This window comes from Paenibacillus sp. FSL M7-1046, from assembly GCF_038007405.1.
Taxonomy (GTDB): domain Bacteria; phylum Bacillota; class Bacilli; order Paenibacillales; family Paenibacillaceae; genus Paenibacillus_AQ.
On record NZ_JBBOXB010000001.1, the window covers coordinates 7,316,852 to 7,342,527 of the forward strand.

Here is a 25,676-nt window from a genome sequence, read left to right on the forward strand (position 1 = left end):
GTAGTCCTTCCTCCTTGGTCATTTGTTTAGTTCCATTAAAAGTACCAGCGCCTGATAAGGCCGCATCTCATAGGTTTCTTCGCTGCCAGGCTTGTTCCATCCGCCCTGTTCGCTTTCTATCAGCAAATTTGTCTTTTTAGCCCCCGGATAGATAAGCTCAGTCTTTAATGTCTGCACTTTTTCCGGGTTCAAATTAAAACAAACACTGAACAGCTCATCTTTCAAATAGTAAGAGTAGATCATAATATCGCCTTGTGAATCGGAAAGATAAAAGTTCGTAGGCTTCAGCAGATTAGAGTATTGTCTCTTTATCTGCTTCAATTGCTCCAGGATCGGCAGCAATGTGGACTCATTAGTCCAGTTGATCGTCATGGTATTGAAAAAAGCTTTTGGAATATCTGCACCGCCGGTATTGTCCCCGAGACCGCAATTGAGCGGCTGCTCCTCATATACTTCCATTCCTGTAGTCAGATAGGGGATTCCGTTCGGAAGGAAATAATTGAACACCGTCATGAGACGGGCCAGCTCCATCCCTCCCCGGCTTGTAATTCTTGGAGTATCCGCCGTTTCCGAGCAGGCAAATACGTGGATCTGCAACTCCGGAAGTTCCCGCAGGTACTCCTCCAAACGTTCGACACGGATATCGGTCATGATGTTCCACCCGCTGCCTAACATCACATTGTATCCGGTTCTTGCCGCTTCACGGTGGTTGCGATTGAATAAATCCTCACTGATCAGAATCGCTGTTGGCTTAATATCTTTAATCACCTTGAACATAGATTCCTGTAAGGGAACCGGGAGCGTGTGTCCAATATCCATCCGGAAACCATCAATGTTATAAGTGTTCAGTTGGAAAGAAGCAGCCTCTATCAGCGTGTTCCACAATTCCCGGTTCGGCTCCTCTCCCGGGTATACATTACACTTGATCGTATCAAAGAGTACGTATGGCGGCTGTCCTTCAGGTAAATAAGAGCGGACCAATGGAGAGGGATCATTGTACAGACGAAAGAAGGCAACATCTGTCCAGATTGGCTGAACATCATTAATCCAATCCGAATGTGCGGGGGCCGGGGTAATCCCCATCTCACGTTCGATCATCGGTAATATGGATTCGCCTGACTCAAGCGCGCGCCGTTTGAGGTCACTCCAAAGGGCTGCATCCAGTTCATTCGGCGGCAGACGGAATTGATTCAGAAAAACCAAGGTTTCATCGCTGCGGTAAATGGTTTCCAGCTTATCAGGTGTGCATTCGGCGAAGAACTCCAATTCGGCGATTTTCGGCGGCTGGAATCCCGGCAGCACGTTAAGATCAATCCAGTAAAACCATTCCGGGTGTTCTGCCAAAAAAACATTATCTCTTGCACTCACCCGCGGAATTAAATCAAGTACTACTTTGATATCCAGCAAATGGCAGGCCTCAACCAAGGTCGCCAGCTCATCATGGATGGTCAGCTTCTCCATACCGTCCAGCAACGAATCATGTAAATTCTCATCCAAATCAAACAGGCTGTACACGGCATACGGCGAACCAATATCCCCCTTGAGATTCAAATGGCTGTACTGGGTTACAGGCAGCAAGTACAGGATATTGACATTCATTTTTTTTAGCATTGGTAACAGAATCATAAATTTCAGAAACGTTCCGGATTGGATATTTCCGGTATGGCTATAATCCCAGGCTGAGGTATAACGGAGCAAGGAGCAATAGATGACACTATTATCTAAATCTGTCTGGTCAATATTGACATAACCCGAAGACAACTCAAGCAAGTACTGCAGATGCTTAACCATAAATCCTGCCGGATCAACGAGAATTTCGCCATCCTTGTTATCCAAGGCTGACAAATAGCCGCACTCGTTCCACAGAGCGGGTATCCAGATGGGTTCCACTTTTTTAAATTGGCAGCCAGCAAAATATTCAAGCATCCGGTTTATTCTTTCGTCCTGTCTGATCATTGAGCGCATCTCCCTATGAAAGTTCATTTCAGAAAACGAACACCGTTTTTAGAACCGGCTTGTCCGAAGAAGCTGCATGATCCGGCACATGTCCCAGCAACTCCTGAATGGCGGTCCCGGATTGATTCAAACTGTACTTGCGTGTAATCAGGGAGGATACTTCCGGTACATCCTTCGCAAACTGAAATGCATCCTCAAAGGTGTTCAAATATTCACCGGCTCCCAGAAGCCGTATTGCGTTCTGGGTGTAAAAAGTCGGTGAAATTGTATACTGATATTTTCCATTGATGCCGAAGGGGATTATCGTACCGCCGCGCTCCACCCACTGCTCCGCCATTTCCATCTGTGTGCCCACCGTATCCATTACGATGTTAAATTTCTTCTCTCCCAGTAGGCTGGAGACCAGCTCCGGGGTCAGCTCCTCCGGCGGGCAGGCATAGTCAGAGATTTGCTTCGCCTTTGCCAGCCGGCCTGCATTGATTTCCGTGGAAATAGTGGTGCATCCCATACGTTTAGCAACTATTTGACATAAAAGCCCCATAGGACCGGAACCCAGAATTAACACCGAGTCACCTGCACTGACCCTTCCCTCACGGAAGTTATGCAGAACACAGGCGAGTGGTTCAGTGGCCAGTGCCGCTTCCCAACTCATTTGTTCAGGTAATTTATACAAATACTTTTCTTCAGTAACGAACCAGGGAGCAAAAGTGCCATTTTTGTTCAATCCGGCAATCGGCATGCCCCGTCCATCCGTTCCTATGCAGAGATGTTCCTTGCCTTGACGGCAAAATCTGCACTCGCCGCAGCTTTGATTGGGATCAATGACTACTCTGTCGCCTATTTTCAGGCCTGTCACATTCGCCCCGGTTTCAATGACAGTCCCTACAGCTTCATGACCGCGTATCACTCCAGAAATACCAGGTTCTTTTCCTGTGATAACAGCCAGATCGGTTCCGCAGATCCCCGTCATATGAATTTTCACCTTGACATCAGTTAAAAGTGTGATCGCCGGGATGTCCAGTTCAGACAGATTCAGTCCCTCGGAACACCATACCAGTGCCGGCATCTTCTCCGATACTGCATATTCTGCTTGTTCTGATTTCATTGCCTAATCCCCTTTCCTCTCCCTTACATTCACTTTCTTTTCTTTTCACATAATTTCAAATATTTTCACACCAACTCAGTACGCCCCCTTTATCTCTCGAAAAAGCATAAATCAGAAGTTGTGCAAACGTTTGTACTATTGCATTTTTTATCCTAACATATTTTATTTGAAATGTAAGGAATTTTTTGTCGAATATTACATCATTATTATTTTTTTCTATTTCATATCATTAATAATCACCAAAATATGACTGCATTCGTTTATGGGGTCCATCCATCTCAGCCCGGGAATCCGGAATAAATTTCGGTTCAACTGGCTCGCTCAGCGATAGAAAGCCAGGCTAGGCCTGGCCTTCTTGGTCTAATTCACTTATAAGTTGTCTCTCGCCGATCTATTATTTTCACTCTTAGCGTTTCTTCTATCCGTATCATTTGGCAATCTGTCCTGCCTGTATATTGCATTAAAATTTTTTCTGCAGACCACTCCCTGCCGCGCAGGTTACGGCTTTGATCCAGCAATGTTACCTATTTGCGCACGGAATTCGCGAAAATATGACAAAAACTGATTTCCGAAAAAGCGCGACTTTGAGCCGACATAAAAAACCGCAGCGACATTTGCTGCGGTTTTCCGTTCCAATATACTATTTTCTCCAAACTCCCCGCCAAGGGAATAACCTGCAGTTTTATTTACGCAGGCCTCCCAGGATGGCTCCCTTTGCAAAAAGCCGCTCAATATGACGCTCCACCTCAGGATCCGGGATTAACGGCGGGGCCTGATGCGGTTTCGTACGGGCGTCTATAATGACATTGTCGCAGGACCAGTGCTTATTCTCCACTACACTGTTCACGCCATATATATCATGCGAAGGGTTGCTGCGGGTGAAGGTCGCCCATAGGAAATTGTTCAGGGTCCCGCTCATAAACCCGCTGTCATCACACAGAATAATCATCGGCAAGGAAGGGAGCGGACCTTGTTCCTCAATGGCAGTGCACAAAGACCTTAGCTGCTGCTGCGCTTCCTTGTAATTAATGAATGCCGGACCTTGCAGGGCAACAACGCCCGGCATCACCATTCTGGCCTCACCGAAGCCCTGCAGCCGGGACAGAACCTCCGGCACTTCTGTGCACAAGCTTCGCTTCTGCTCTCCCACTGCTGCAAAAATCACCTTGCTGCCGCTGTTCATCCCTGTGCCGGAATAATCAAGCGTATCAATCGTCGTATTCGTCTGAAAATGAATGTCGCGGTGAAGGTCAATCCGCTCCAGAATATAGGTCAGGAATTCAACCACATTATGAGTACTTATGGCCCGGTCCTCCTCGGCCGTAATGAACAGATACTTGGCCAGGCTAAGCTGGCCGGTTCCCAGGATCCGGTTGGCGATGGTAAGAATCTCCGCCGGCTGCTTCAACTGCTGATAAGGTGTGTACCGTTCGCTGCCAACGGCAAACAGCAGGGGATGTACACCCGAAGCATCGACCGCGTGCACTTCTTTCACTCCCGGGATCTCCTGCTTCACAGCGCCTCCGGTCAGTTCATGAATCAATTCCCCAAAGGCGGTATCCTCCTGCGGCGGCCGTCCCACTACAGTGAACGGGAAGATTGCCCCTTTCTTGGCATACACCTTATGTACTTTCATGACCGGGAAAGGATGCACCAGGCTGTAGTACCCCAAGTGGTCGCCAAAGGGACCTTCCGGTTTGGTCTCACCGGGATGAATTTCCCCGGTAATTACAAAATCCGCATCCGCGCTGATGCAGAAGCCGCCTACATAGCTGTAGCGGAAATGGCGTCCGGCCAGCAGGCCGGCAAAGGTCATTTCGCTTAAGCCCTCCGGCAGCGGCATGACAGCAGACAATGTGTGTGCGGGAGGACCGCCGATGAAACAGCTCACTTTAAGCGGTTCGCCCCGCTTGTTCGCTTGGGACTGATGGATTCCGATGCCGCGGTGGATCTGGTAATGAACCCCCACTTCCTTATTTACTTCATACTCGTTGCCGCTGAGCTGAATACGGTACATGCCCAGGTTGGAATTCATTATGCCCGGTTTGTCCGGGTCCTCCGAGTACACCTGCGGCAAGGTTACAAAAGCCCCGCCGTCTCCCTGCCAGTGCTTAATCTGCGGAAGGTCGGAGATTTGAATTTCCTCGAAGCCGGCCGGGACACCGCCGAGTGTCTTAAGCGGCAGTGCCTTTCTCGCGGCAAGCCCTGTACCTATATATTTAAAGGGCTGCTTGAGCGCCTTCATCGGATCATTGCGCAGCGCGATAACATTCTGCGAAGAATCCCAGGTATCCCGGAATATAAACTTGCTGCGCTCGATGGTCCCGAAGAGGTTCGACACCGCACGGTACTTCGAGCCTTTGACATTTTCAAATAATAATGCAGGGCCGCCGGCCTCATAAACCTTTAAGTGGATCGCTGCCATCTCCAGCAGGGGATCCACTTCCTCATGAATACGGATCAAATGTCCGTGCTTCTCCAAATCTATAATGCACTCTTCCAAATTGCGATAGGTCATGGTCTTACTCCAATCTGCAGAAGAAATATGAACCTCTTTATTATAGCAAAAAGCCCTCTTGATTTCTCAAGAGAGCTTTTCCTTACAAATCTCCGGTAAATTCAATTTCATTATAGGAGTAAAAAGATTGCAGAATCCTCTCACGGTCATCCCCGAAGAGCTGATCGGCCACCCCGGCTACAAGCTTAGGTATGGCGTTCCGGATGCCTGAAATCGCCGAAGCGGACAACCCGCAGCTGGCTAAAGCGGAATAGTTAAATACAAACAAACCATGCAGCAGCTTCTGGCCGTCTTCCCCACGGCTTTGCAGCGCAAACCCCGGGCTGAGATAAGGATGGTCATCAAGCAGCGGATTCGCCTTATCTTCCGGAGCTTGATAGCGGTCGCTCCAGCGGGCGATATAGCGCTCAACCAGCCGCAGCTCGGGACGCAGGCCGGGATCACTGAGCAGGCCGGTGCTGACCACAATATAATCAAAGGCAAACTCTCCCTTGGGAGTTGTTACTACCGCTCCTCCCGGAGCAGCCTGCACATCAAGCCACGGGGAGCCGAGATGCAGCGTGAAGCCGGGCCAAGCCGCGGCACGGGCAAAGGTATCATTGGTCGGTGGCTGATTGTACTTGAAGAAATGGGAGATCACCGCATATTTATCGTCATCCGCCAATGTATGAAACCTTTCAATCATCCCCGACATTTCCATCTGGCGAATCGGGTTGACGCTCGGCAGCTTCTCCCGCCGTACAAAGACATGGGCTTCGGCTGCACCTTCGGAGAGCATGTAATTAGCATTATCGAAGGCTGAGGCCCCACCGCCCAGAATGGCGATTTTTTTGCCCTTCAATGCGCTGAAATCAATGGCCTCCGAAGTATGTGCGTACAGATGCTCCGGCAGATTCCCGGCAATGAGCGGCGGCACATGCCACTCACCGCCACCCTGAATGCCGGTTGCCAGCACCACCTTCCGGGCCAGCAGCAACCCGGAGGGTGCTCCCGGGCCGGCAATGTGCAGGCGGTGCAGCCCCTCTTCTCCAGGCTCAATCAGCTTCAGCTTCACCTCATTGATGACAGGAAGTCTGAGCACCTGCCGGTACCAGCGCAGATAGTTCATCCATTCACCGCGCGGGATTTTGTCCATGGCCTCCCAGCCCTCAGGACCAGCCTGCGCTTCCCACCAGGAGCGGAAGGTCAGGGATGGAATCCCCAAATCAATGGAGGTCAAATGCTTGGGTGTGCGCAGTGTAACCATCCGGGCATAGGTCTCCCAAGGCCCCTCTGACCCTTCACTGTTCTCGTCAATGACCAGAATGTTGGATATCCGTTCACGCAGCAGTCCAAAGGCCGCTCCCAAACCGCTTTGACCGCCTCCGACAATAACAACATCGTAGACATGCCCTTCCAGATGCTCCAGAGGACGTACCCAGTCCGTACCGCCATAGGCCAAATAGGAAAGGTCCGTTTGTACTCGTTCATTTAAAGTTTCCAGGCTCATCATACCTCAGACCTTTCAATGGCATCTTTAGGATATCAAAGTGCATAGCTATCCGCCGCCAACCTTCACGCTGATACTGATGGCCACATTATATCTTGAATGCTGCGCCTTTTAAATATAAATGTTAGGTTTATTGTCATTATAGCTAAATTCCTGCCAACCGATTGTACATAATCACTAATATTTAAGCATATTAGCTAGCTGTATATTGACAAACTAAGCTATTGCACTCCACACCCTCTTAATTATGGAATAAAACATGCCACTCATTCCAATTCCAGAAGAGATTCTCCGCTAATGATCGTTCCGTGATTGATCCCTTCACAAATGTCTTTCATGGAACCCGGCTGGTCAAAGTTGAACACATGCATCGGGAGATGATAATCCCTGGCCAGGATGAATGCTGACTGATCCATGACCTTCAAATTATGCTGAAGCACATCGTTGTAATGCAGGGATTTGAACTTTCTGGCCGCCCTGTCATGTTTAGGATCTGCACTAAGTACACCATCCACCCCTTGTTTGGCAACCAGCAGGGCATCACAATTCACCTCGATCGCTCGTTGAACCGAAGGATAGTCTGTTGTCACATAGGGCTGACCGTTCCCTCCGGCAAAAATCACGATATACCCTTTTTCCAAATGGTGAATTGCCCTTAGACGGATATACGGTTCAGCAACGGATGTAGTCGGTATTGCTGTCATTACGCGCACTTCTCTGTCAGATTTGGCCTTGAGTACTCCACGCAGCATCAAGCTGTTGATGACGGTCGCGAGCGTGCCGATATTGTCAGCCTCCGCTCTTTCTATGCCCCAGCTCTCCGCCATGTTACCACGGAATATGTTGCCTCCTCCGATCACGAGTGAAACCTCAACGCCCAGTTCCACCACGGACATAATTTCACTCGCGATATGCTCCATTTTTTCCGGTTCAAAACCAAATTCCGTCTTTCCTGCCACTGCCCCGCCGCTTAGTTTAATAAGAACTCTTTTGTACCTTACCAATCTCTACACCTCCGTATAATAAAAAAACACTAAAGCATAAAATGCTTTAGTGTTTCAATAAAATGAAAATATGAAGATTTGAAAATGAAAGTGCTGTTCGATCGCCGCTCTTCCGTTCCCGCTTCATATTTCCACCTCTTCCAGTATTTTAATTCAATCTATTGTATACTCATCGAGAAGAAAATAGCAACTGCTAATATCTTAATCTGATTTCTTGAAGAAATAACGCCAGACCGCTATTCACAGCTCATTCCCTCTTTTTCTCTCAGGAGCAGAGTTTCATACATCTCCCTGACCATGATTATTGCCTCGTCAATCTCCAGATTCTTCGTACTTGAGTGGATCAGGGTTCCCAGCCCGATTAAATAGATCGCGAGATTTAGAAAAACCCGCTTAAGCCTGTGTTCTGAGGCTGAATTGAGCCGTTTGCTATGACGCATATAGGCCATGCTTATGGCTTCGCCTATAAATTCTTCTTGATCCAGATCATAGCTCTTATAACCGGAGAGATACACAGATCTGAACAAATGCTGTTCTTTCTTGGCAAAATGCAAAAATCCGATAGCCAAATTGAGAGCAGGTGAATAGTACCCATCCTCATAAGTTGTCATGCTGTAACGCACATGATCTACAACCCTCTGATATGCCAGACTTTTGATCTCCTCCATATTTCCGTACAAGCTGTAAATCGGCTGGGTGGAGCAATTCAGCTTCTGCGCGATATTTCGGGCTGACAACATTTCAAGCCCTTGCTCCTGCACAATGGCAAATGCCGCCTGAATAATTTGCTCTTTCGTAATATCTGATTTCGGCGGCACGATCTGCACCTCCCCTATGAATAACGCTTGTGCTATAACGAAGATTATTAAATAATAATAGGCTTGTCAATCCTTCCCACTATTCCTGCATGGAATAATTTTCAAATAAATGGTACATTCAAAATATAAAATAACCAGCCAATATTGTAGGCATGGTTAACTTAGAATGGAGGAAATAACCTTGGATGAGACTCCTGGCTCTAACCTTTTTTATTTATCCGAGAACGGTTTTTTGATCATTAATGCTTTATTAGGAATTACAATCATTATAGGCATCCTATTGGCATTATCGTTTTTTCGCAAAAATCTGACTGGAAAGAAACTAATGTTATTTGGCGCCGAACTGATTTTTTTAGGACTCATTTTTAATGCTATCGTTGATTACAAGGTCAGATATCCCAGCTTGAGTTTTCTGACTATTTTACTAGGAGCAATAATAAGTGTTATTGGTCTTCTCAGTAAGGATTAAGTTTACCGATTTCTGTAATTCAGCTATCGTTGATCAAAATATTGCCGGGTGAAATAGACTCCATCATTTTCCTCCCAAGGCATTAAAAAGCCGCAATTCCCGGTTAACCGCCTCAACCATCGCTTTCGCGAAATCCGAATCAAAAAAAAGTCCTATGCCCTCAGGAATCGGCGCTGCAGTCTCATGATCAAAATCTGCAAAGTCACTGTCCTCCGGCAAATAATAACCCTGTTTCTCCCGGATATCTTTCCAATCCTCCACCGCTGGCTGCCCGGCCAAATCAACCACAAAGACCAATCCAATGCCCATATCCAGATATAAAAAATTATTGTGTCTGCGCGGCGGCTGCGGCTTAGCTGAATTCAATTGAAGCGTATGTGATAATTCATTTTCGCCCATCCGCAGCACTACTACTTCGTTGCTGTCTGCATCCACGAGCATCGTAACATATGGGACAAATCCGGCAAGAAACCGCAGCAGGGCAGAATCCCGTAAGGAATCCTCAAACACCCAGCCGACCGGCATCAGACTGGATTCTCCCCCGGATTTGAAATAGAACTTCCTCAGCAGCGTTTGCAGTTCTTGCACATCTGGCGCATCATAGGGCGTAAGCAGCTTCAAATTCACAGGATAATGAATCAGTTGTCTCTTGCCTCTATGGTAATGGCTGCTCATATCCTTGTGACGGTACAAATCCTGTATTACGGGCACTATCCCGGTCTTCGTCTCCTCGAACAATATCTTCGATTCCGGTCTGAGCTGCTCCAGAAAAAGTGATTCTATTACACCTTCATGGCCGGCTTCCCTTACTACTGTAAAATGTGGCGCCACCTGCTCCATCAATATGGCTCTAAACTCTTCGTCCTGTACCGGGATTACCTGGGCGAAGGATTCGTCGTCCAACACACTCGAAGCAATGAAATATTGCCCGAGCACCGTCATCCCGGAAGGTGGCTTGTCCATCGTCAGTCTTTTCTTATAAAAACCAGTTAACCTGTCCAATTCAAACCGCTCCTGCTTGGCGCTATATTCCAGCAAGCAATGGTCTTTGATCCACTCGTACATAGAACACTCCTCCAGTCTGAATACCAAGCTGATGCGGCTACAGGAAAAACATTACAATTCCAGTTTACTCTAATTTGCTTCCAACTCATAACAAACAGCGCACACCGTCTTGCATCGGCGCACGCTGTTTAGACTATGTCACATCCATGGATCACCCCAGATTAGAATCTGGCGATGAAAAATTCACGGTCTGCAGGAACATTTCGGCTGACTACCGGATTTCCGTTGGCATCTCTTATTCTCAAAAGATACGGTACCGTTGTTAACGTAGTGATTGTGGGGAATCTGGCCACACCAAAATCATCAAAATCGGCTGTTGTTGTTATGCCTGCGTTGGTTAAGCTGGCTGTCCATCCACTTGTATCTCTTGGTGCATTAGACAGATTCGTAGCAATTACGATAAATCTGTCGAGGCTTTGTCTAATTCTGCGTTTCTTTTTCACTGCGGATGCCTTTGCCTTGCGGGCCATAAGCGCTTTTTTTGCCATAAGTGCCCGTTTTGCCATAAGAGTCTTCTTGTCCACTGGCTTCATTTACTCTTCACCACTTTCTTATAGGATACACTATTAGATTCATTTCCCGTGCTCTCTGAAACTACAATGGCCTACTTGTATTAAAATGTGGTAGTGTCCTAGGTTCATAGATACGTACCCACCGTATCTTACTGTGCATACACTGACTGAAGAGGTGATCACTGAGCAATGAACGCACAGTTATGGCTGCAGCAGCATGCCACCAAATTAAATCGGCCCCTGAAACACAAAGTCCGGCAAACCTATGCCTCCGGCTACAAACCGGTGGCCGTTCCGGTAATTATTCAGTTTAAACGCCCTATCACATCCTCCCGTCTTCTTGCTTTACACAGACATATCGGCCCGCAGCCATTTATCGTAAGCCGCCGTCTGCCTCTGCTCAATGCGGTATCCTCACAGGTATCATTGAAATGTCTGGAACGCATATGCTGCTGGCATGGAGTTCACAAGGTCTATTTGGACGCAATCAAAACGACTTCATTAAATATAGCCACCCCGTCAATCGGAGCTTCAGCCGTTCGGCAAGCGGATGGGCTTACGGGCAAAGGAATCCATATCGCCATTCTCGATACCGGAGTATTCCCGCATCCGGATCTGACCCGGCCGGTGAACCGGATTATAGCCTTCAAGGATTTTATAAATCACCGGAAACAGCCCTATGATGACAATGGTCATGGCACGCATATCGCCGGCGATGCCGCAGGCAACGGCTGGGCAAGCCGGGGGAAATACAGAGGCCCGGCACCGGAAGCCGGAATTGTGGGCATTAAAGTATTGGATAAGAATGGTGATGGCTATGATTCCACGATTATTAAGGGGATTGAATGGTGTATTAAGCACCGGAAGCGGTTGAAGCTGCGCATTCTTTCACTGTCCTTCGGCGGACCGGTGAATACTTCATGTGAGGACGACCTGCTCTGCCAAGCTGTAGAAAAAGCAGTCAAAGCCGGGCTCACCGTCGTGATTGCTGCCGGGAACAGCGGTCCAGGCCGCAGAACAATTGAGTCACCGGGCGTTAGCCCTTCGTCTATTACAGTAGGGGCTGTGGATGACCGCCGGACGCTGCCGCAAGGCGATGACCGAATCACCGATTTCTCCAGCCGCGGGCCGGCACCGGGAGGAAGGAAGAAGCCTGACATTGTAGCTCCTGGCGAAACGATCATCTCTCTGCGGTCTCCCGGCTCACAGTTAGCCCGCCAATATCCGTATTTGAGAATAGATAAACAATATTTTGTCTTGTCCGGCACCAGCGTCTCGACACCCATCGTCTCCGGCGCAGCCGCGTTGCTGCTGCAGCGTTCCCCCTCACTCTCCCCCTCGCAGGTCAAAACGGCACTGAGACGGAATGCTTTCCGTCTGGGTCTCCGTCCAAATACCGCAGGTAGCGGAGAAGTGAATGTCAGGTTTCTGCGGCGGTACGCAAAGGGCACGAGCTGAGCTCGTGCCCTTTCAATGCCTAGTTTTTCTTTTTCCACAGTGGCCTTAACCTTTTATACGTAATTCATGGTATATTCTGTTTTATTAATGTGTAGGGGAGTTGTGCTTGGTAATGACTGAAATGCTGCATCTGCATGGCTTTGATCATCAATTTGTAGATTACTCCGGGGTTACTCTCGATGAGCGCTACGCTGTCTTTTATGTCAGTGACGTTATGGATGAAGAAGCGCTCACCGAATCCGGGCCTTTTGCCGGAGTGCTCCGTTATGATCTTATCAACCATACCACGGACTTTGTCAGCTATGGCCATAAGCCCTATATCCTTAATTATTCGGACGCCGGGCGTTGGATTTATTACACCTATTTGAGCTGGGAAGGCCGGACGGCCGTCTTGGCGATTCATCAGCTGGATTGCCGCAGCATGCAGGCCAAGGAGGTCTATATTCTTCGTTTGACGGATGAGCTGGCGGAAAGCACGGAGGTTTCGGTAATAAGCCGAATGGGATTATATGGTCTGAACGAGCGTTATCTATTGGTTAGCCTACCTGATCTGGACCCCTTCTCCAAAAAACGAAACTCCGGATTTACCGGATATCTGCTGATCGACGTCGAGCTTGGGCAGAGCTTCCCCGTTCCCGAGAGGATCGGGCCGAATGACCGGATCGTACACTTATCATACACCTCAGTCTTTGAACAGGATCATATCGAACAGCTTATGATTGTGACGGGCCGGATTGGAGTCTCTGAGAAAAGGGCGGCATGGGATTACAGCCAATACGATATGCTCGAAGGTACAGCCATACAAAGTGTGGTCATTATTCCGCTGGAACAGTTCGTTCAGAATGTCCGCAATCACCTGCCAATCGACGAGACTTTTATTATTGACCAATGTGATCCGGCCCATGGGTATGCCGGCATCAGCCGGAGAGAATCTTCTCTTTTCCTATGCAAACAGCATTTTAGCGAGAATTCTTCAGAACTATGTACATACGGTCTAAAGGACAGGCAGATGGAAAGACGCGGACTTGATGAGTGTTATGACAATATTTATATCGGGGAAGATCTGAAAAAGTTTGGAATCAGAACATCAGAGCCTCTGGATCAGATTTATGATCTTGACAGCGGTGAGTTGTTGTACACGGCCAGCGATCAATATACGATGGCACGGATGATTAATTCCCGCTGTATGCGTACCCGCAAGTTCATCGCAGAACAGAATGGCCTATTGCTGCAGCTGATCGACATTTATACCTTGCAAGTCATTGGAACCGTTACCGGCCGCTGGGCATCCATCAGCTATATTCCTGAGGCCGGGGTATACCTTTGTTCTGAAAGGATATGACTCTGCAGAAATGCACAAGTATTGCATCCGGGAATCAGCATTAATTACAATTCCGGTAGAAGACTTGCTTGCGGTCTATCGTTTCCCTACAGGTCGAGAATAGGTACATTGCCATCCACCCAATTCAACTGGCTGTCAATCATGAACTGAATCGACCAATGTTTGTCGGATGGGTACCATTCATGAAATGCAACAATAGATGCATATAGAGCTTCGATAGAATCTGCAGTTTTGAGCTCGATCACATTACTCATCAGGAGCATGAATTGATCCGGTTTATGCTCGGCCGCCTCCAGCTCCTTCAGTAACCACTTGTAGGAAGGGAACAGCTTCTCATTAAAGGCAAGGATCAGTCTTCCGGCAAACAGGACAACATTCGTCCGGGAATAATCCATCAGCAGCTGGTTATTCCTTTTCAAGCCCTCGTAGTAATACCATTTCCAGGTTTCAAATTGTGCGTAGAATTTTTTGATATGGTCCTCCTTCTTCTCTATGGGATATCTGGAGGCCGCCTGTATCCATTCTTCCAAACCCTCAACCTTGGAGTAGGAGAGGAACGTATCCTTGAAAGCAAATTTCGCAGGCTCGCTTCCGTATTCGGCAACCTTGCGGATATAATCTACCGATACAACTTTCCCGTCCACGTAGCCCCCTTCATAGGGACAGGACTCCGTTTCAAAAAAACCGAGTTCATTGACCGCATATGCCTCTTGATAGTCTTCTTCAGAAAGCACAATCATAATATCAAGATCAGAGGTTTCGTTCGCGTATCCATGCGCGATGGAGCCTCCGATAATGATTCCCAGAATCTCCTCCCTGACCTTTAGCTTGGCAGTAATGGCATCAATGGCTTTTTGGTGATGTGTGTACATTTTGCGTGCACCCCTTTAGTTAATATAAATACAAATTAATTAATAATAATATTACTACTAATCCAAAAAAATCATAGCACACTCTTTACATATTGCAACAATTTTTTGTATACATAGGAAAACAATGTGAACAGCAGAAAAAAGCCCGCCTGACACTTCACACAAGTGTTGGCGGGCAATAGAAGGATAATTTATAGCGTGAAGCATATGAATTTTCACAAATCCCGAGCCACTTCCCGGGCCCAGGCCAGCAGCCATTCATCCTCGCCAAAGCTTCCGATGCACTGAAAACCGAGCGGCAATCCCTCAAGGCTTGCTGACGGAAGGCTGAGGGTCGGGCATCCGGCAAACCCCCATATGGCGGGCATTCCCGACCATCCGGTATTATTGTCCGCTACCTTCGGAGCGGTTCCGCCTTGGGCTGGAGACACCCAAATATCTATCCCTTCTTTCACCATCAGCGATTTCAGCTCTTCACGCAGCACCCATTGCTTCCTGCGGTACCCGTCCAGTTCATCTTCCGGGATGGCTTTGCCTCTAAGAATAGCCTCTCTCACCGGATGACCATAGAGCTCAGCATAATGCTCAAACCAGGATGTATGCCCGCACGCCATCTCTCCTTCAATGAACCGCAGCATGCTGTCCCCGTAAATAAACTCATCTTCCCATGGCATGTCTGCATAACAGACCTGGTAGCCTAACTGCTCAAGATGTTCGATTTGCGCAGTAAAGGCGGCTTTGACCTCCGGGCCCATCAGTTCCATGTACACTCCCCGCGGGATACCGAGTACAGGCTTCCGATCTACCTGGCGGGGGGTCCAGTCCGAAACAAGATGGGCTGCAGCCACTTCCATGCTTGGCAGATCCTGCGTGAAGAAGCCTATCGTGTCAAAAGAAGGCGACAGCAGAATCACTCCATCCAGCGGGACTCTTCCATAGCTGGGTTTGAACCCGGTCACCCCGCAAAAGGAAGCCGGTGCGATCACAGAGCGCAAGGTCTGGGTGCCTACTGCGAGGGGGCATAGACCAGCGGCTACCGCTGCCGCAGATCCTGCGCTTGATCCGCCGGGCGTGTGTTCCGTGTTATGCGGATTCCGTGTAGCAATAGGCCCGTTGTAGGCAAATTCTTCGGTCACTGTCTTTCCTGCAATTAGCACACCTAAGTCGCGAAGACGTCTTACCAATGAGCCCTCCTTATCAGTCAATACTTCTGGAGGAAGCGCGGAACCCGCACGAGTGGGTAAACCCTCGACATGCAACAGATCCTTAATGGCAACCGGGATTCCCCATAAAGCCGGTTTGTCTGCCATTGCAGCGGATGAAGCCAGTAAGCGCTCCGCTTCAATGGCCAACCGCCCCTCCAGATGCTCTTCCGGAACAAAGGCATGGATCTGTGGTTCAAGCTGGCGGACCCTTTGCAGATAAAGCTTTACCGCTTGCTGCAAAATAATATCCGGGTTTTCTTCATTACTGGGCAGGTCGGTTAAGGAGGAGCGGGCAAGTTGCACGGTATCATCTCCAAGGTCATTTTTATAATCTCGAATGATATACGGTGCCAAGTCCTATAAGTTACATAAATTCCCTATCCATCAACTGTCACTCTTTCCCCCATCGCCATATTCACTCAGCTTCTCATTCAGCCGTTTGGCTTCTTTCAGTCCATCAATATGCATCATGGCATACACCATTCCTTTGACCACAAGAATCACAAGGACGAAAGCAACCAGAATCTCTCTATCCATCACCTGACTGGAGCTGAAAAACCACAGCCATGCGATGACAAAAACATCCGCTAGCACAAAACATATATAGAAGCTGATCCTTTGCGCTCTTTTCCCCAGTTCAGGGGTATCAATCAATGCGTATTTAAAGGAAGTAAAGGCTGAAGCGGCTAATATAATTTGCCAGAGCAGGGAGGGTTTCATCATTTCTGTAGAAGATAAGGTCAACACTAACGCGGTTAAGACAAATAAACAGCCGCAGGCGATTAGAAAATCCTTTGCGATGCGTGAGACATAGCTGCTGACTTTCATCGAAAAGCCTCCTTAGAGTCCTAATTTTTTCTTGAGTACAGGCACATATTGCCTGGAGATGTACACCTTTTCGCCATTCTGCAGCAGCGCCTCAAATTTCCCGTACAGGATCGGGCTGACCGATTTGATTTTGGCAATATTAAGAATGGTTGACTTGGATGCCCTGAAAAAATCGCCCTGCTCATAATCGGCCTCAAGCTCATACAGTTTAAGGCGAGACTCATACACCTTCTCCCGGCAATAAATAAACACCTTGTTGTCCACCGCCTCGAAATAAAACACATCCCCCGGACTTATCACATGCATTTGCATACCGGTCAGGCCAATCAGCTTTTTGGAGCTTGATTTAATGGAGTAAATAAGCCTTAACAACGCGTCGTCAGGTTCATTGCACCTGAGGATAATTTCCGGCTCGCTGCCTTCCGGAATATCTTCAATCGTAATCTTCACCTTGCATCGCCCCTCCCGCACTTCTGCTTACAGTCACAGTATATTTTTCCGGCACTCTTTATTCAATGGGTGTGAAGCAAGCTGCGAATTTAGAACGATAAGCTGCACAAACAGCTGTTTAAGTCGGAGAAGATTTGCTCGCGAATACTGCGTGAATTCCATCGAACAGTTTGTTCATTGCAGAAGAAAGATGATATTATGACCCTGAACCCCCAATGAATTGGAGTGAAATCATGATCAACATACTGGTGGTAGAAGATGAAAAGCATGTAAGAAGACTTCTTGAAGCTGTTCTAAAACGCGAAGGATATTCTGTTGTTACTGCCGAAGACGGTGTTAAAGCCTTGGAGGTCCTTGATTCACAGCATATTGATCTAATCCTTCTGGACATCATGATGCCTAATATGGATGGTTATGAATTCGCAAAGGAAGTAAGGGATGCCAATAGCTTGATCCCCATACTTATGGCTACAGCCAAACAGCTCCCTGAAGATAAGAAGAAGGGGTTCCGGCTTGGAACCGATGATTATATGACCAAGCCTATTGATACCGAAGAAATGCTTCTCAGAATCCAAGCTCTGCTCCGCCGTTCCCAAATTGCAAGTGCCCGTAAACTGGCAGTGGGTAAAGTCGTACTTGATTATGACGCCTTGACGGTAACCCGGGAGGATGAGAAGCAGACCCTTCCGCAAAAAGAATTTTATTTGTTGTATAAGCTATTATCCTATCCAGAGCGGATTTTCACCCGAATCCAGCTCATGGATGAAATATGGGGCATGGAAAATGAAAGTACGGATACAACCGTCAATGTTCACATCAATCGGCTGCGGAAACGGTTTGAAGCTTATCCGGAGTTTGAACTGGTTTCTGTTCGGGGTCTGGGATACAAGGCGGTGAGAACACCATGAGCAAAATGAGTAACAAACTCAGCAGCAGAATCTCTCTGCCCCTCTATTTCTCTCTTGCCGTATTCGTCATCTTTCTCATTACTGTAGTGATTACCGGGCTGCTGTTCTATCTTGCGAATGTTTTTGGTCTGTTAAATGAAAAAATTGCCCAAGATGGCACCTTGCTTCCCGTAATGACATTAATCGCCTGCACAATAATCGGTACATCGATATCGGCTGTCACAAGCCGGAAAATGGTAAAATCCATCCGTATGTTTATAGAAGCCACGGACCGGCTTGCCAAAGGTGACTTTTCCATGCGTCTTCAGCTCAAAAGTCCTCCGGAATTTAAAATTCTTTCGGAGAATTTTAACCGGATGGCCGAAGAGCTTGGGGGAATCGAAATTCTGCGAACCGATTTTATCAATAATTTCTCCCATGAATTCAAAACCCCCATTGTCTCGATCAAAGGATTTGCCGAAGTGCTCAAGCATGATGATCTTAGCAAAGAGGAACGGGATGAATATCTAGACATTGTTATTGAGGAATCAGCTAGACTAGCCTCCCTCGCCTCGAATGTTCTTGAGCTTTCAAAAATTGCGGCGCAGACGATTTTAACGAACAAAGTACGGTTTAATGTTGGAGAGCAGATTCGCCAATCTGTGCTGCTGCTTGCTGCCAAATTGGAGAAGAAGAATATGTCACTGAATGTTAACGTTCAGGATTACAATATCTCTGGAAACAAAGAGCTGTTGAATCAAGTCTGGCTGAATTTGTTGGATAACGCGATCAAGTTCACACCTGACAAAGGCCTAATTGAAGTTGACATGAAGCAAAATGAAAATACCATTGTCATTCTGTTCCGCGACAACGGTTCCGGGATTAGTCCGGAAGGTCTTCCCAAGATTTTCGATAAATTTTATCAGCAGGATACTTCCCACTCGACTGCTGGCAATGGTCTTGGATTAGCGATCGTGAACCAAATCATTCATCTGCATAAAGGAACGATTGCCTGCAGCAGCACCCCGTCACATGGTACCACGTTTACAATTACAATACCGGATGGACTTTGACTCTAGTCTTGAAAGAACTGAATGGTTCTTTCAGGGCTTTTTATTTTTTTCAGAAAAGTTAATTTTCAGTTTATCTTGTTTCGTTATCATGGATGCAACACCACATAAAGGAGTCAGAGATATGGTCACTATACTTAAATACTTGAAACCGAAGGAATGGGCTCTAGTCGGGTTTAGCCTCCTCTTCATTGTTGCACAGGTATGGCTGGATTTGGAATTGCCCGGTTATATGAGCGATATTACCCGTCTTATACAGACACCGGGAAGTGAAATGAGCGAAATTATTACAGCCGGAGTCTGGATGCTGCTCTGTGCCCTCGGCAGCTTAGCCACCTCCATTATTGTGGCAGGCATTGCCGCCAGAACCGCGGCTAACTTCTCTTCAAGATTACGCTCCAAATTGTTCAATAAGGTACAGTCCTTCTCCATGGAAGAAATCAACAACTTTTCTACAGCCAGTCTAATTACCCGGTCAACGAATGACATAACGCAAGTGCAGATGCTGATTGTCATTGGTCTGCAGCTGCTGTTGAAGGCTCCTATCCTGGCAGTCTGGGCGATGCTCAAGATCACGGGCAAAAGTTGGCAGTGGTCGCTCTCTACCGGTGTCGCTATCGGCGTGTTAATCCTGATTGTCGGCATATGTATCGTGCTCGTGCTTCCGAAATTCCAAAGATTGCAGCAACTGACGGACAACCTTAATCGTGTTGCAAGAGAGAACCTTACCGGACTGCGTGTTATTCGCGCGTATAATGCGGAAAGCTATCAGGAAGATAAATTTGGAGCAGCCAATAACGAGCTTACCCGGACGAATCTCTTCGCTAACAATGTATTGTCCATGCTGATGCCAAGTATTTCTCTCATTATGAGCGGTTTAAGTCTCTCTATCTATTGGGTAGGTGCTGTATTGATTCAGAATGCCGATGGTGCCGCGAAGATGGGCTTATTCTCCGATATGATTGTCTTCTCATCCTATGCGATGCAGGTGGTTATGGCATTCATGATGTTGATCATGATTTTTATATTAATGCCCCGCGCCCATGTCTCTGCCAAACGAATCAACGAAGTGCTGGATACTAAACCAAGCTTACAGAACGGATCGCTTACTTCCTCCAAGGCGGATCGGGTTGGCGAAGTCGAATTTAGAAATGTCAGCTTCAAATATCCTGATGCAGAGGATTATGTTGTAGAGGACATCAGTTTTACGGCAAAAAAAGGAGAAACCGTGGCATTTATCGGTTCAACCGGATGCGGAAAAAGTACCGTTGTTAACCTGATCCCCCGCTTTTATGATGCTACAGCAGGTGAGGTGCTGGTGGATGGTATCAATGTCAACCAATACGAGCAAAGTGCGCTGCGAAACAAAATAGGATATGTATCCCAAAAAGCGATTTTGTTTGGCGGCACGGTAAGCTCCAACGTTGCTTTTGGTGATAACGGAAGTAATCTTGCATCTGATGTCGTTGATGCCGTTTATACCTCTCAAGCTTCGGATTTTGTGGAAAAGATGGACGGCAGCTACGAGGCCCATGTCGCCCAAGGCGGTTCGAACCTGTCCGGCGGGCAGAAACAGCGTCTGTCCATTGCCCGGGCCATTGCGCGCCGTCCTGAAATATTGATCTTCGACGATTCCTTCTCAGCCCTTGATTATAAGACAGACCGCAAATTGCGCAGTGAGCTGAAGAAAGAAGCCCGCGGCACTACGATGCTGATTGTTGCCCAACGAATCGGCACAATCAAAGACGCGGACAAAATTATTGTACTGGAAGCTGGACGTATGGCAGGCATGGGGACACATGATGAATTAATGCAGTCCTGCAGTATCTACCAAGAAATTGCCTACTCACAACTTTCCAAGGAGGAGCTGGCCTAATGAACAAGAGCAAAGAGCAAGTCAACACCTGGAGCAAACTTCTCCGCTATGGCAGAAAATATATTCCCGTAGTTCTTATTGCAATTATCAGCGCAGCAATCGGCACGGTACTGACTTTGCTCGGGCCGGATAAGCTTTCAGAGATAACAGACTTGATCACCGAGGGCATCGTCACCGGTATTGATATGGAATCCGTAACTTCCATAGGACTCTTCCTTGTATTTATCTATCTTCTTAGCTCTGTATTGTCTTTGGCACAAGGATTAATTATGTCCGTAGTTACACAAAAGGTTTCCAAAAGCTTAAGAACCGATCTCTCCCGCAAAATGAACAGGCTTCCGATCTCTTATTATAATAAGTCTACAACCGGTGACATCCTGTCCCGGGTGACTAACGACGTGGATACCATCGGGCAAGCCTTAAATCAAAGTGTCGGCACACTGGTCACCGCCCTCGCCCTGTTTGTCGGGTCTCTCATCATGATGTTCAAAACAAATGTGATCATGACTATTACAGCGATTGTTGCCACCGTAATTGGCTTTGGCCTCATGGCGGCAATTATGAAAAAATCTCAAAAGTATTTTCAAAGCCAGCAAGAATATTTAGGGAAAATCAATGGCCATGTGGAGGAAGTCTATTCTGGACATACTGTAGTGAAAGCCTACAATGGCGAATCGCAAATGCGCAGTACATTCGAATCTCTGAATATGAATCTTAAAGATAGCGCATTTAAAGCACAGTTCCTCTCCGGTCTCATGATGCCGATTATGATGTTTATAGGCAATTTGGGGTTTGTGGCCGTTTGTGTCGCAGGTGCTATTCTTGCTATGAACGGAACGATATCCTTTGGGGTTATTGTGGCCTTCATCCTGTATGTCCGTTATTTTACACAGCCGCTGTCACAGATTGCGCAAGCCGCACAAAGTCTGCAATCGGCGTCTGCAGCAGGCAAACGTGTCTTTGAATTCCTGGATGCTGAGGAAATGGACAATGAGAGTCACAAGGAAGGACATCTTGAAACCGCTGCGGGCAAAGTAAAATTTGAGCATGTGCAATTTGCTTATGACAATTCAGACAAGCTTGTTATTAAAGATTTCTCTGCAGAGGTTAAGCCTGGACAAAAAGTCGCTATAGTCGGTCCTACCGGCGCAGGTAAAACAACGCTTGTAAACCTTCTAATCCGGTTTAATGAATTAATGGGCGGGGAAATTTATATTGATGATACCCCAATCAGCAGTTTAACCAGAGAAAACATCCATGATTTATTCTGTATGGTTCTGCAGGACACCTGGCTTTTTGAGGGCACTATCAGGGAAAACCTAGTGTACAACAAAACGGGCGTAACCGATAAAGAAATCGAAGAGGCTTGTAAGTCAGTGGGCTTGCACCATTTCATACAGACCTTGAGTGCCGGATATGATACCGTGCTCAACGATAAAGTCAATTTATCTACCGGGCAAAAGCAACAGCTTACGATCGCCCGCGCGATGCTTAAGGACGCGCCGATGCTCATCCTCGATGAAGCAACAAGCTCGGTCGATACAAGAACAGAGCTGTTGATTCAGCAGGCGATGGATAAGCTCATGGAAGGAAGAACTTCCTTCGTGATTGCACACAGGCTCTCAACAATTAAGAATGCCGATGTGATTCTGGTTCTGAAGGATGGCGATATCTTGGAAAGCGGCAGCCACCATGAACTGCTTGCCAAAAATGGCTTCTATGCGGAGCTTTACAATAGCCAATTCGAACAAGCATCTTAACCCGGTTACAAAGAACAAAATGACACTAACCTCTAATAAGCTTGCTAATTTGAGGTTAGTGTTATGCAAAAAAAGCCGCCTACCCCACAGATCGCGGGGCAGGCGGCTTTAATTGTTGTGCCAAGTTTTATTTTTCACTCTTGATCGTAAAGCTGCGGACCTTCATCCATTTCCCTGCAACGAATTCATCAATGGTCCCTGTTTTTGTTCTGACGCAAAATTTGTGCTGTGTTCCTTTGTCAAAGCCCGTGGCCTCAAAGAGCAAATCATCGCCTGCCGGACCTTTATAATAGACCTGCTTCAGGCCAAGCCTGCTGAGCAGTTCCAGCTTTACATTCTCAATATACGAACGCGAAATCTCAGTTGACATCCATGTTCCTCCTGCGGTATTCTCTACTTTTCTTTGGATCTGACCAGCTCCGGGAAAGCTGTGTCTTCTTAGAGGATAACGCAAAAACGCCTCAATTACACTTTAAATTTCAAATAATGCTGCAATAAGCTAAACGATTTCTTATTCAGGAGAGTGTCCCTTCCTTTAATACTGCTTAGCTACGATTTCATCAATTCGGGCCGCCTCCTGCGCGTCCGCTGCTATCAGCAGATCATGGACCGCCTGGTCCTGGCCTCCATTCTTTTTCAGTGCAGCCAGATACCAGCGGGCGATCTCGCGGTTAGTAACATCCGCATAATCTGTACTTAAGGCCTGCTTTAAGATGTCCGAAGCTTCCTGTACTTCACCCATCATAAGCTTTATCTTACCCGCGTTCAGGGCGATGAGCGGGGTTACAGAGAATGGATTTCCTTGCAGCTGTTCGGGTGGCAGTGTTTTCAGATGCTCCACACCGGCAGTCACATGATCGTAGGCTTGAAGTCCAATTGTGAAATATTCTTGTTTAGCTGCATCGTCCTTTAAATTAAGGGCTTGCTCTCCCAGCATAAGGGAGCGGCTGATCAGCGTACTGTACCATTCAATATCCCAATTATACTTGTTGGCATTATCGTGGTAGACCTTGAGGGCAAGGTCGCTTTGATTTTCAAGGTCATAATAAGAAACCAACTGTTTCAGTAATTCTTTATCGTAAGGCTCTCTCTTTAGCGCAGTCGTCAGCAAGGTGTACGACTCCTCCAGAAATTGTTCGTTCTGCGTCTGGGAATACACCTGCTGATCAAGTGAAGACAAATAGATCGTCGACTCCGGATGGCCTGGGCGTATCTTCAGCGCCTTGACTAGCGGAGCTTTGAGCTCATCATAGGATTGGCTCACACTGAACAACTGCCGGGCTTTATTGCCGGCATTGTTGGAGCTGATATAGTTAATGGACAGAACCAGCATGAACACCGCCCCTGCCGTAAGGATTGCAAGGTACCCGTAACGCACCCCTGCCTTGTTCCAGTTCCGGCGCAGCGGTTTGCTGTCCATCACCACTGCCATTCCTGCCAGGCCCAGAAAGACCAGAATTCCCATAAACGCATAGCTCATATTGAAATCCAACAGGCTATGAATAAGAATGGATAATGCAATAATCAGATAAAAGAAACCATTGTTGAATTCATCCTGCTTCCTTGCCGCATACCCGCGAATATATTTATAAAAAATATAGAGAATGAAACTCATAAACACAACAAATCCGACTATCCCCACCTCAATCAGATACTGCAGGAAAAAATTATGCACTTGATGGCTGACATAGGGATTATTCTGATATTGCCCGAACACTGCCTGCCAGCCGTCACCTCCGATCCCAAGAACCGGATTATCCTTAATAACCTTCACAGCATCCTTATAAAAGGTAATCCGCTCCAAAACACTATGCTGCTTGAAGTTAATATTCTCCAGCCGGACTTCAATGTGATCCGGAAGAATACTCCGTACGCCTGTACCGATCAGCAGAAAGGCAATAATACCGACAAGCGCTACCGAACCCAGCGGAATCCACATTCCGTTCAGTTTCCGGGAGTTCTCGCCGTCCAGCTTGCCCCGGAGCCATGGAGCCAGGTAACGCTGCACTGCCCAGCTTAATCCGGCTGTGAGGAGCGAAGCCCCGAGCAAGTAGCTCCAGCCCTTTAATGCCGATGATGACGTGAAATTCGTATTGAGGCTGATTCCCAGATTAGTGACGGGTGACGCAATAATTAAAGATGCCAATCCAGAAATTCCAAGATGAATGATCCATAGAATCTGCTGCACAGACTTCAGGAATAACAACAGCAATATAAATACTACCGGCATCATGACAAGCCCGCCGCGTGACAGCGTGAGCAGCATGGAAACGATAATCGGGACGAGCATGAAGCCGTGTATCAGCCAGCCGTACCCCTTTTTGGAGCGGACCAGTGCAAACAGAGCAACAAACAGAAAGGCCATTAAGAAGGCTGCATACGTATTGGCATACTGAAATATCGAGGTCAAGCGCAAACCGTTGGAATCGGTTATCAGTGCACCATTGTAAGTTCCATTGACCACTTCATTCGTGAACCAGCCTACCAGACTGCCCGCTAACTTCCCGCTCCCTAACCAATTGAGCAGGCCAAACCATACAATGATATAAGCAATACTCAAGATGGCCTGCTGTACCGCTAAGTTCACCTGCTTTTGCTTTAACAGGTAGAAGGAGATTATAAAGACGGCAGCGTACATAGTCTGAATAAACAGCATGTTCATCGCTGAGAAATGCGAAACAGCTACAAACAGTGTGAGCGCGTAAATGATCGGCAACATAAATGCAGCCAGGACAAGCAAGTCACTTTGCTCCTGCAGCTTGAATTTTTTATAATTCAAACCTACCCAGCCAAACAGCATAAGACAGCATAATAGAGCAGACACAAAGAGAGGTTTCTCGAATATGAGCTGCTGACTGTTAAACAATCCCCTCTGAAATGGCGCCCACCCCAGAAAAAGGATAAAAGCGGCAGCCAGCAGCCATACCACTCCTGTTGATCTGTCGTTATGCTTCAGCTGCACAGCGTTTTTTCCATACACAGGTTTCGACAC

The 25,676-nt window shown here is 47.3% G+C and carries 21 protein-coding genes; 7 read left to right on the top strand and 14 right to left on the bottom strand.

Translation table 11 applies throughout. The features are described 5' to 3' along the window. Positions 1-18: 18 nt before the first annotated feature. From NYE29_RS32885 to NYE29_RS32910, 6 genes are all read right to left on the bottom strand, one after another. Positions 19-1,956 (bottom strand): alpha-amylase, encoded by a 1,938-nt coding sequence (locus NYE29_RS32885; RefSeq protein ID WP_340899296.1) that lies wholly within the window; start codon positions 1,954-1,956, stop codon positions 19-21. Between the two features lie 28 nt (positions 1,957-1,984). Then, complete coding sequence (locus NYE29_RS32890) at positions 1,985-3,061, bottom strand: zinc-dependent alcohol dehydrogenase (RefSeq protein ID WP_340899297.1); 1,077 nt, start codon at positions 3,059-3,061, stop codon at positions 1,985-1,987. A 682-nt stretch (positions 3,062-3,743) separates the two neighbouring features. Next, complete coding sequence (locus NYE29_RS32895) at positions 3,744-5,579, bottom strand: UbiD family decarboxylase (RefSeq protein WP_340899298.1); 1,836 nt, start codon at positions 5,577-5,579, stop codon at positions 3,744-3,746. Between the two features lie 82 nt (positions 5,580-5,661). After that, positions 5,662-7,068 (bottom strand): NAD(P)/FAD-dependent oxidoreductase, encoded by a 1,407-nt coding sequence (locus tag NYE29_RS32900; protein ID WP_340899874.1) that lies wholly within the window; start codon positions 7,066-7,068, stop codon positions 5,662-5,664. A 266-nt stretch (positions 7,069-7,334) separates the two neighbouring features. Then, entirely contained in the window at positions 7,335-8,072 is a 738-nt protein-coding gene (gene pyrH / locus NYE29_RS32905; RefSeq protein WP_076113160.1) for a UMP kinase, read from the bottom strand. A 236-nt stretch (positions 8,073-8,308) separates the two neighbouring features. After that, positions 8,309-8,890, bottom strand: coding sequence for a TetR/AcrR family transcriptional regulator (locus NYE29_RS32910; protein ID WP_340899299.1), 582 nt, complete (start codon positions 8,888-8,890; stop codon positions 8,309-8,311). A gap of 181 nt (positions 8,891-9,071) precedes the next feature. On the opposite strand from NYE29_RS32910, the gene NYE29_RS32915 reads away from it, so the two are divergent. Beyond that, a complete protein-coding gene (locus tag NYE29_RS32915; protein ID WP_340899300.1) occupies positions 9,072-9,359 on the top strand; it encodes a hypothetical protein in 288 nt (95 codons plus the stop codon). Between the two features lie 63 nt (positions 9,360-9,422). Here the strand turns inward: NYE29_RS32915 and NYE29_RS32920 are convergent, their stop codons facing one another. Together NYE29_RS32920 and NYE29_RS32925 are read right to left on the bottom strand one after the other, a co-directional pair. Next, positions 9,423-10,424, bottom strand: coding sequence for a hypothetical protein (locus tag NYE29_RS32920; protein ID WP_340899301.1), 1,002 nt, complete (start codon positions 10,422-10,424; stop codon positions 9,423-9,425). Between the two features lie 161 nt (positions 10,425-10,585). Then, the gene (locus NYE29_RS32925; RefSeq protein ID WP_340899302.1) at positions 10,586-10,912 is read right to left on the bottom strand and encodes a hypothetical protein; all 327 of its coding nucleotides are present in this window, start codon (positions 10,910-10,912) and stop codon (positions 10,586-10,588) included. A gap of 213 nt (positions 10,913-11,125) precedes the next feature. Between NYE29_RS32925 and NYE29_RS32930 the strand changes: the two genes are divergently transcribed. Continuing rightward, positions 11,126-12,394, top strand: coding sequence for a S8 family peptidase (locus tag NYE29_RS32930; RefSeq protein ID WP_340899304.1), 1,269 nt, complete (start codon positions 11,126-11,128; stop codon positions 12,392-12,394). A gap of 112 nt (positions 12,395-12,506) precedes the next feature. Beyond that, entirely contained in the window at positions 12,507-13,736 is a 1,230-nt protein-coding gene (locus NYE29_RS32935) for a hypothetical protein (RefSeq protein ID WP_340899305.1), read from the top strand. An 86-nt stretch (positions 13,737-13,822) separates the two neighbouring features. Here NYE29_RS32935 and NYE29_RS32940 read toward each other — a convergent pair whose 3' ends face one another. The 4 genes from NYE29_RS32940 to NYE29_RS32955 form a co-directional block, all read right to left on the bottom strand. Beyond that, a complete protein-coding gene (locus NYE29_RS32940; protein WP_340899306.1) occupies positions 13,823-14,608 on the bottom strand; it encodes a nucleotidyltransferase domain-containing protein in 786 nt (261 codons plus the stop codon). A gap of 215 nt (positions 14,609-14,823) precedes the next feature. Further along, positions 14,824-16,116 (bottom strand): amidase, encoded by a 1,293-nt coding sequence (locus NYE29_RS32945; protein ID WP_340899307.1) that lies wholly within the window; start codon positions 16,114-16,116, stop codon positions 14,824-14,826. A gap of 81 nt (positions 16,117-16,197) precedes the next feature. Next, positions 16,198-16,641 carry a hypothetical protein gene (locus NYE29_RS32950; RefSeq protein WP_076113152.1) on the bottom strand — a complete coding sequence of 148 codons (444 nt, stop codon included), beginning with the start codon at positions 16,639-16,641 and terminating at the stop codon, positions 16,198-16,200. 12 nt (positions 16,642-16,653) lie between these two features. Then, positions 16,654-17,091 (bottom strand): LytTR family DNA-binding domain-containing protein, encoded by a 438-nt coding sequence (locus NYE29_RS32955; protein WP_076113151.1) that lies wholly within the window; start codon positions 17,089-17,091, stop codon positions 16,654-16,656. 233 nt (positions 17,092-17,324) lie between these two features. Here NYE29_RS32955 and NYE29_RS32960 point away from each other — a divergent pair, with 233 nt between their 5' ends. From NYE29_RS32960 to NYE29_RS32975, 4 genes are all read left to right on the top strand, one after another. Then, positions 17,325-17,999 (top strand): response regulator transcription factor, encoded by a 675-nt coding sequence (locus NYE29_RS32960; protein WP_038589328.1) that lies wholly within the window; start codon positions 17,325-17,327, stop codon positions 17,997-17,999. A 5-nt stretch (positions 18,000-18,004) separates the two neighbouring features. Beyond that, the gene (locus NYE29_RS32965) at positions 18,005-19,051 is read left to right on the top strand and encodes a HAMP domain-containing sensor histidine kinase (protein WP_340899308.1); all 1,047 of its coding nucleotides are present in this window, start codon (positions 18,005-18,007) and stop codon (positions 19,049-19,051) included. Positions 19,052-19,172: 121 nt separating this feature from the next. Next, the gene (locus NYE29_RS32970) at positions 19,173-20,924 is read left to right on the top strand and encodes an ABC transporter ATP-binding protein (RefSeq protein WP_076113148.1); all 1,752 of its coding nucleotides are present in this window, start codon (positions 19,173-19,175) and stop codon (positions 20,922-20,924) included. Then, on the top strand, positions 20,924-22,684 hold the full coding sequence (locus NYE29_RS32975; RefSeq protein ID WP_340899310.1) for an ABC transporter ATP-binding protein: 1,761 nt from the start codon (positions 20,924-20,926) through the stop codon (positions 22,682-22,684). The genes NYE29_RS32970 and NYE29_RS32975 overlap by 1 nt, the downstream gene beginning before the upstream one ends. A gap of 127 nt (positions 22,685-22,811) precedes the next feature. Here NYE29_RS32975 and NYE29_RS32980 read toward each other — a convergent pair whose 3' ends face one another. Continuing rightward, positions 22,812-23,054 carry a hypothetical protein gene (locus NYE29_RS32980; protein WP_340899311.1) on the bottom strand — a complete coding sequence of 81 codons (243 nt, stop codon included), beginning with the start codon at positions 23,052-23,054 and terminating at the stop codon, positions 22,812-22,814. 165 nt (positions 23,055-23,219) lie between these two features. Next, on the bottom strand, positions 23,220-25,676 hold the full coding sequence (locus tag NYE29_RS32985; protein WP_340899312.1) for an O-antigen ligase family protein: 2,457 nt from the start codon (positions 25,674-25,676) through the stop codon (positions 23,220-23,222).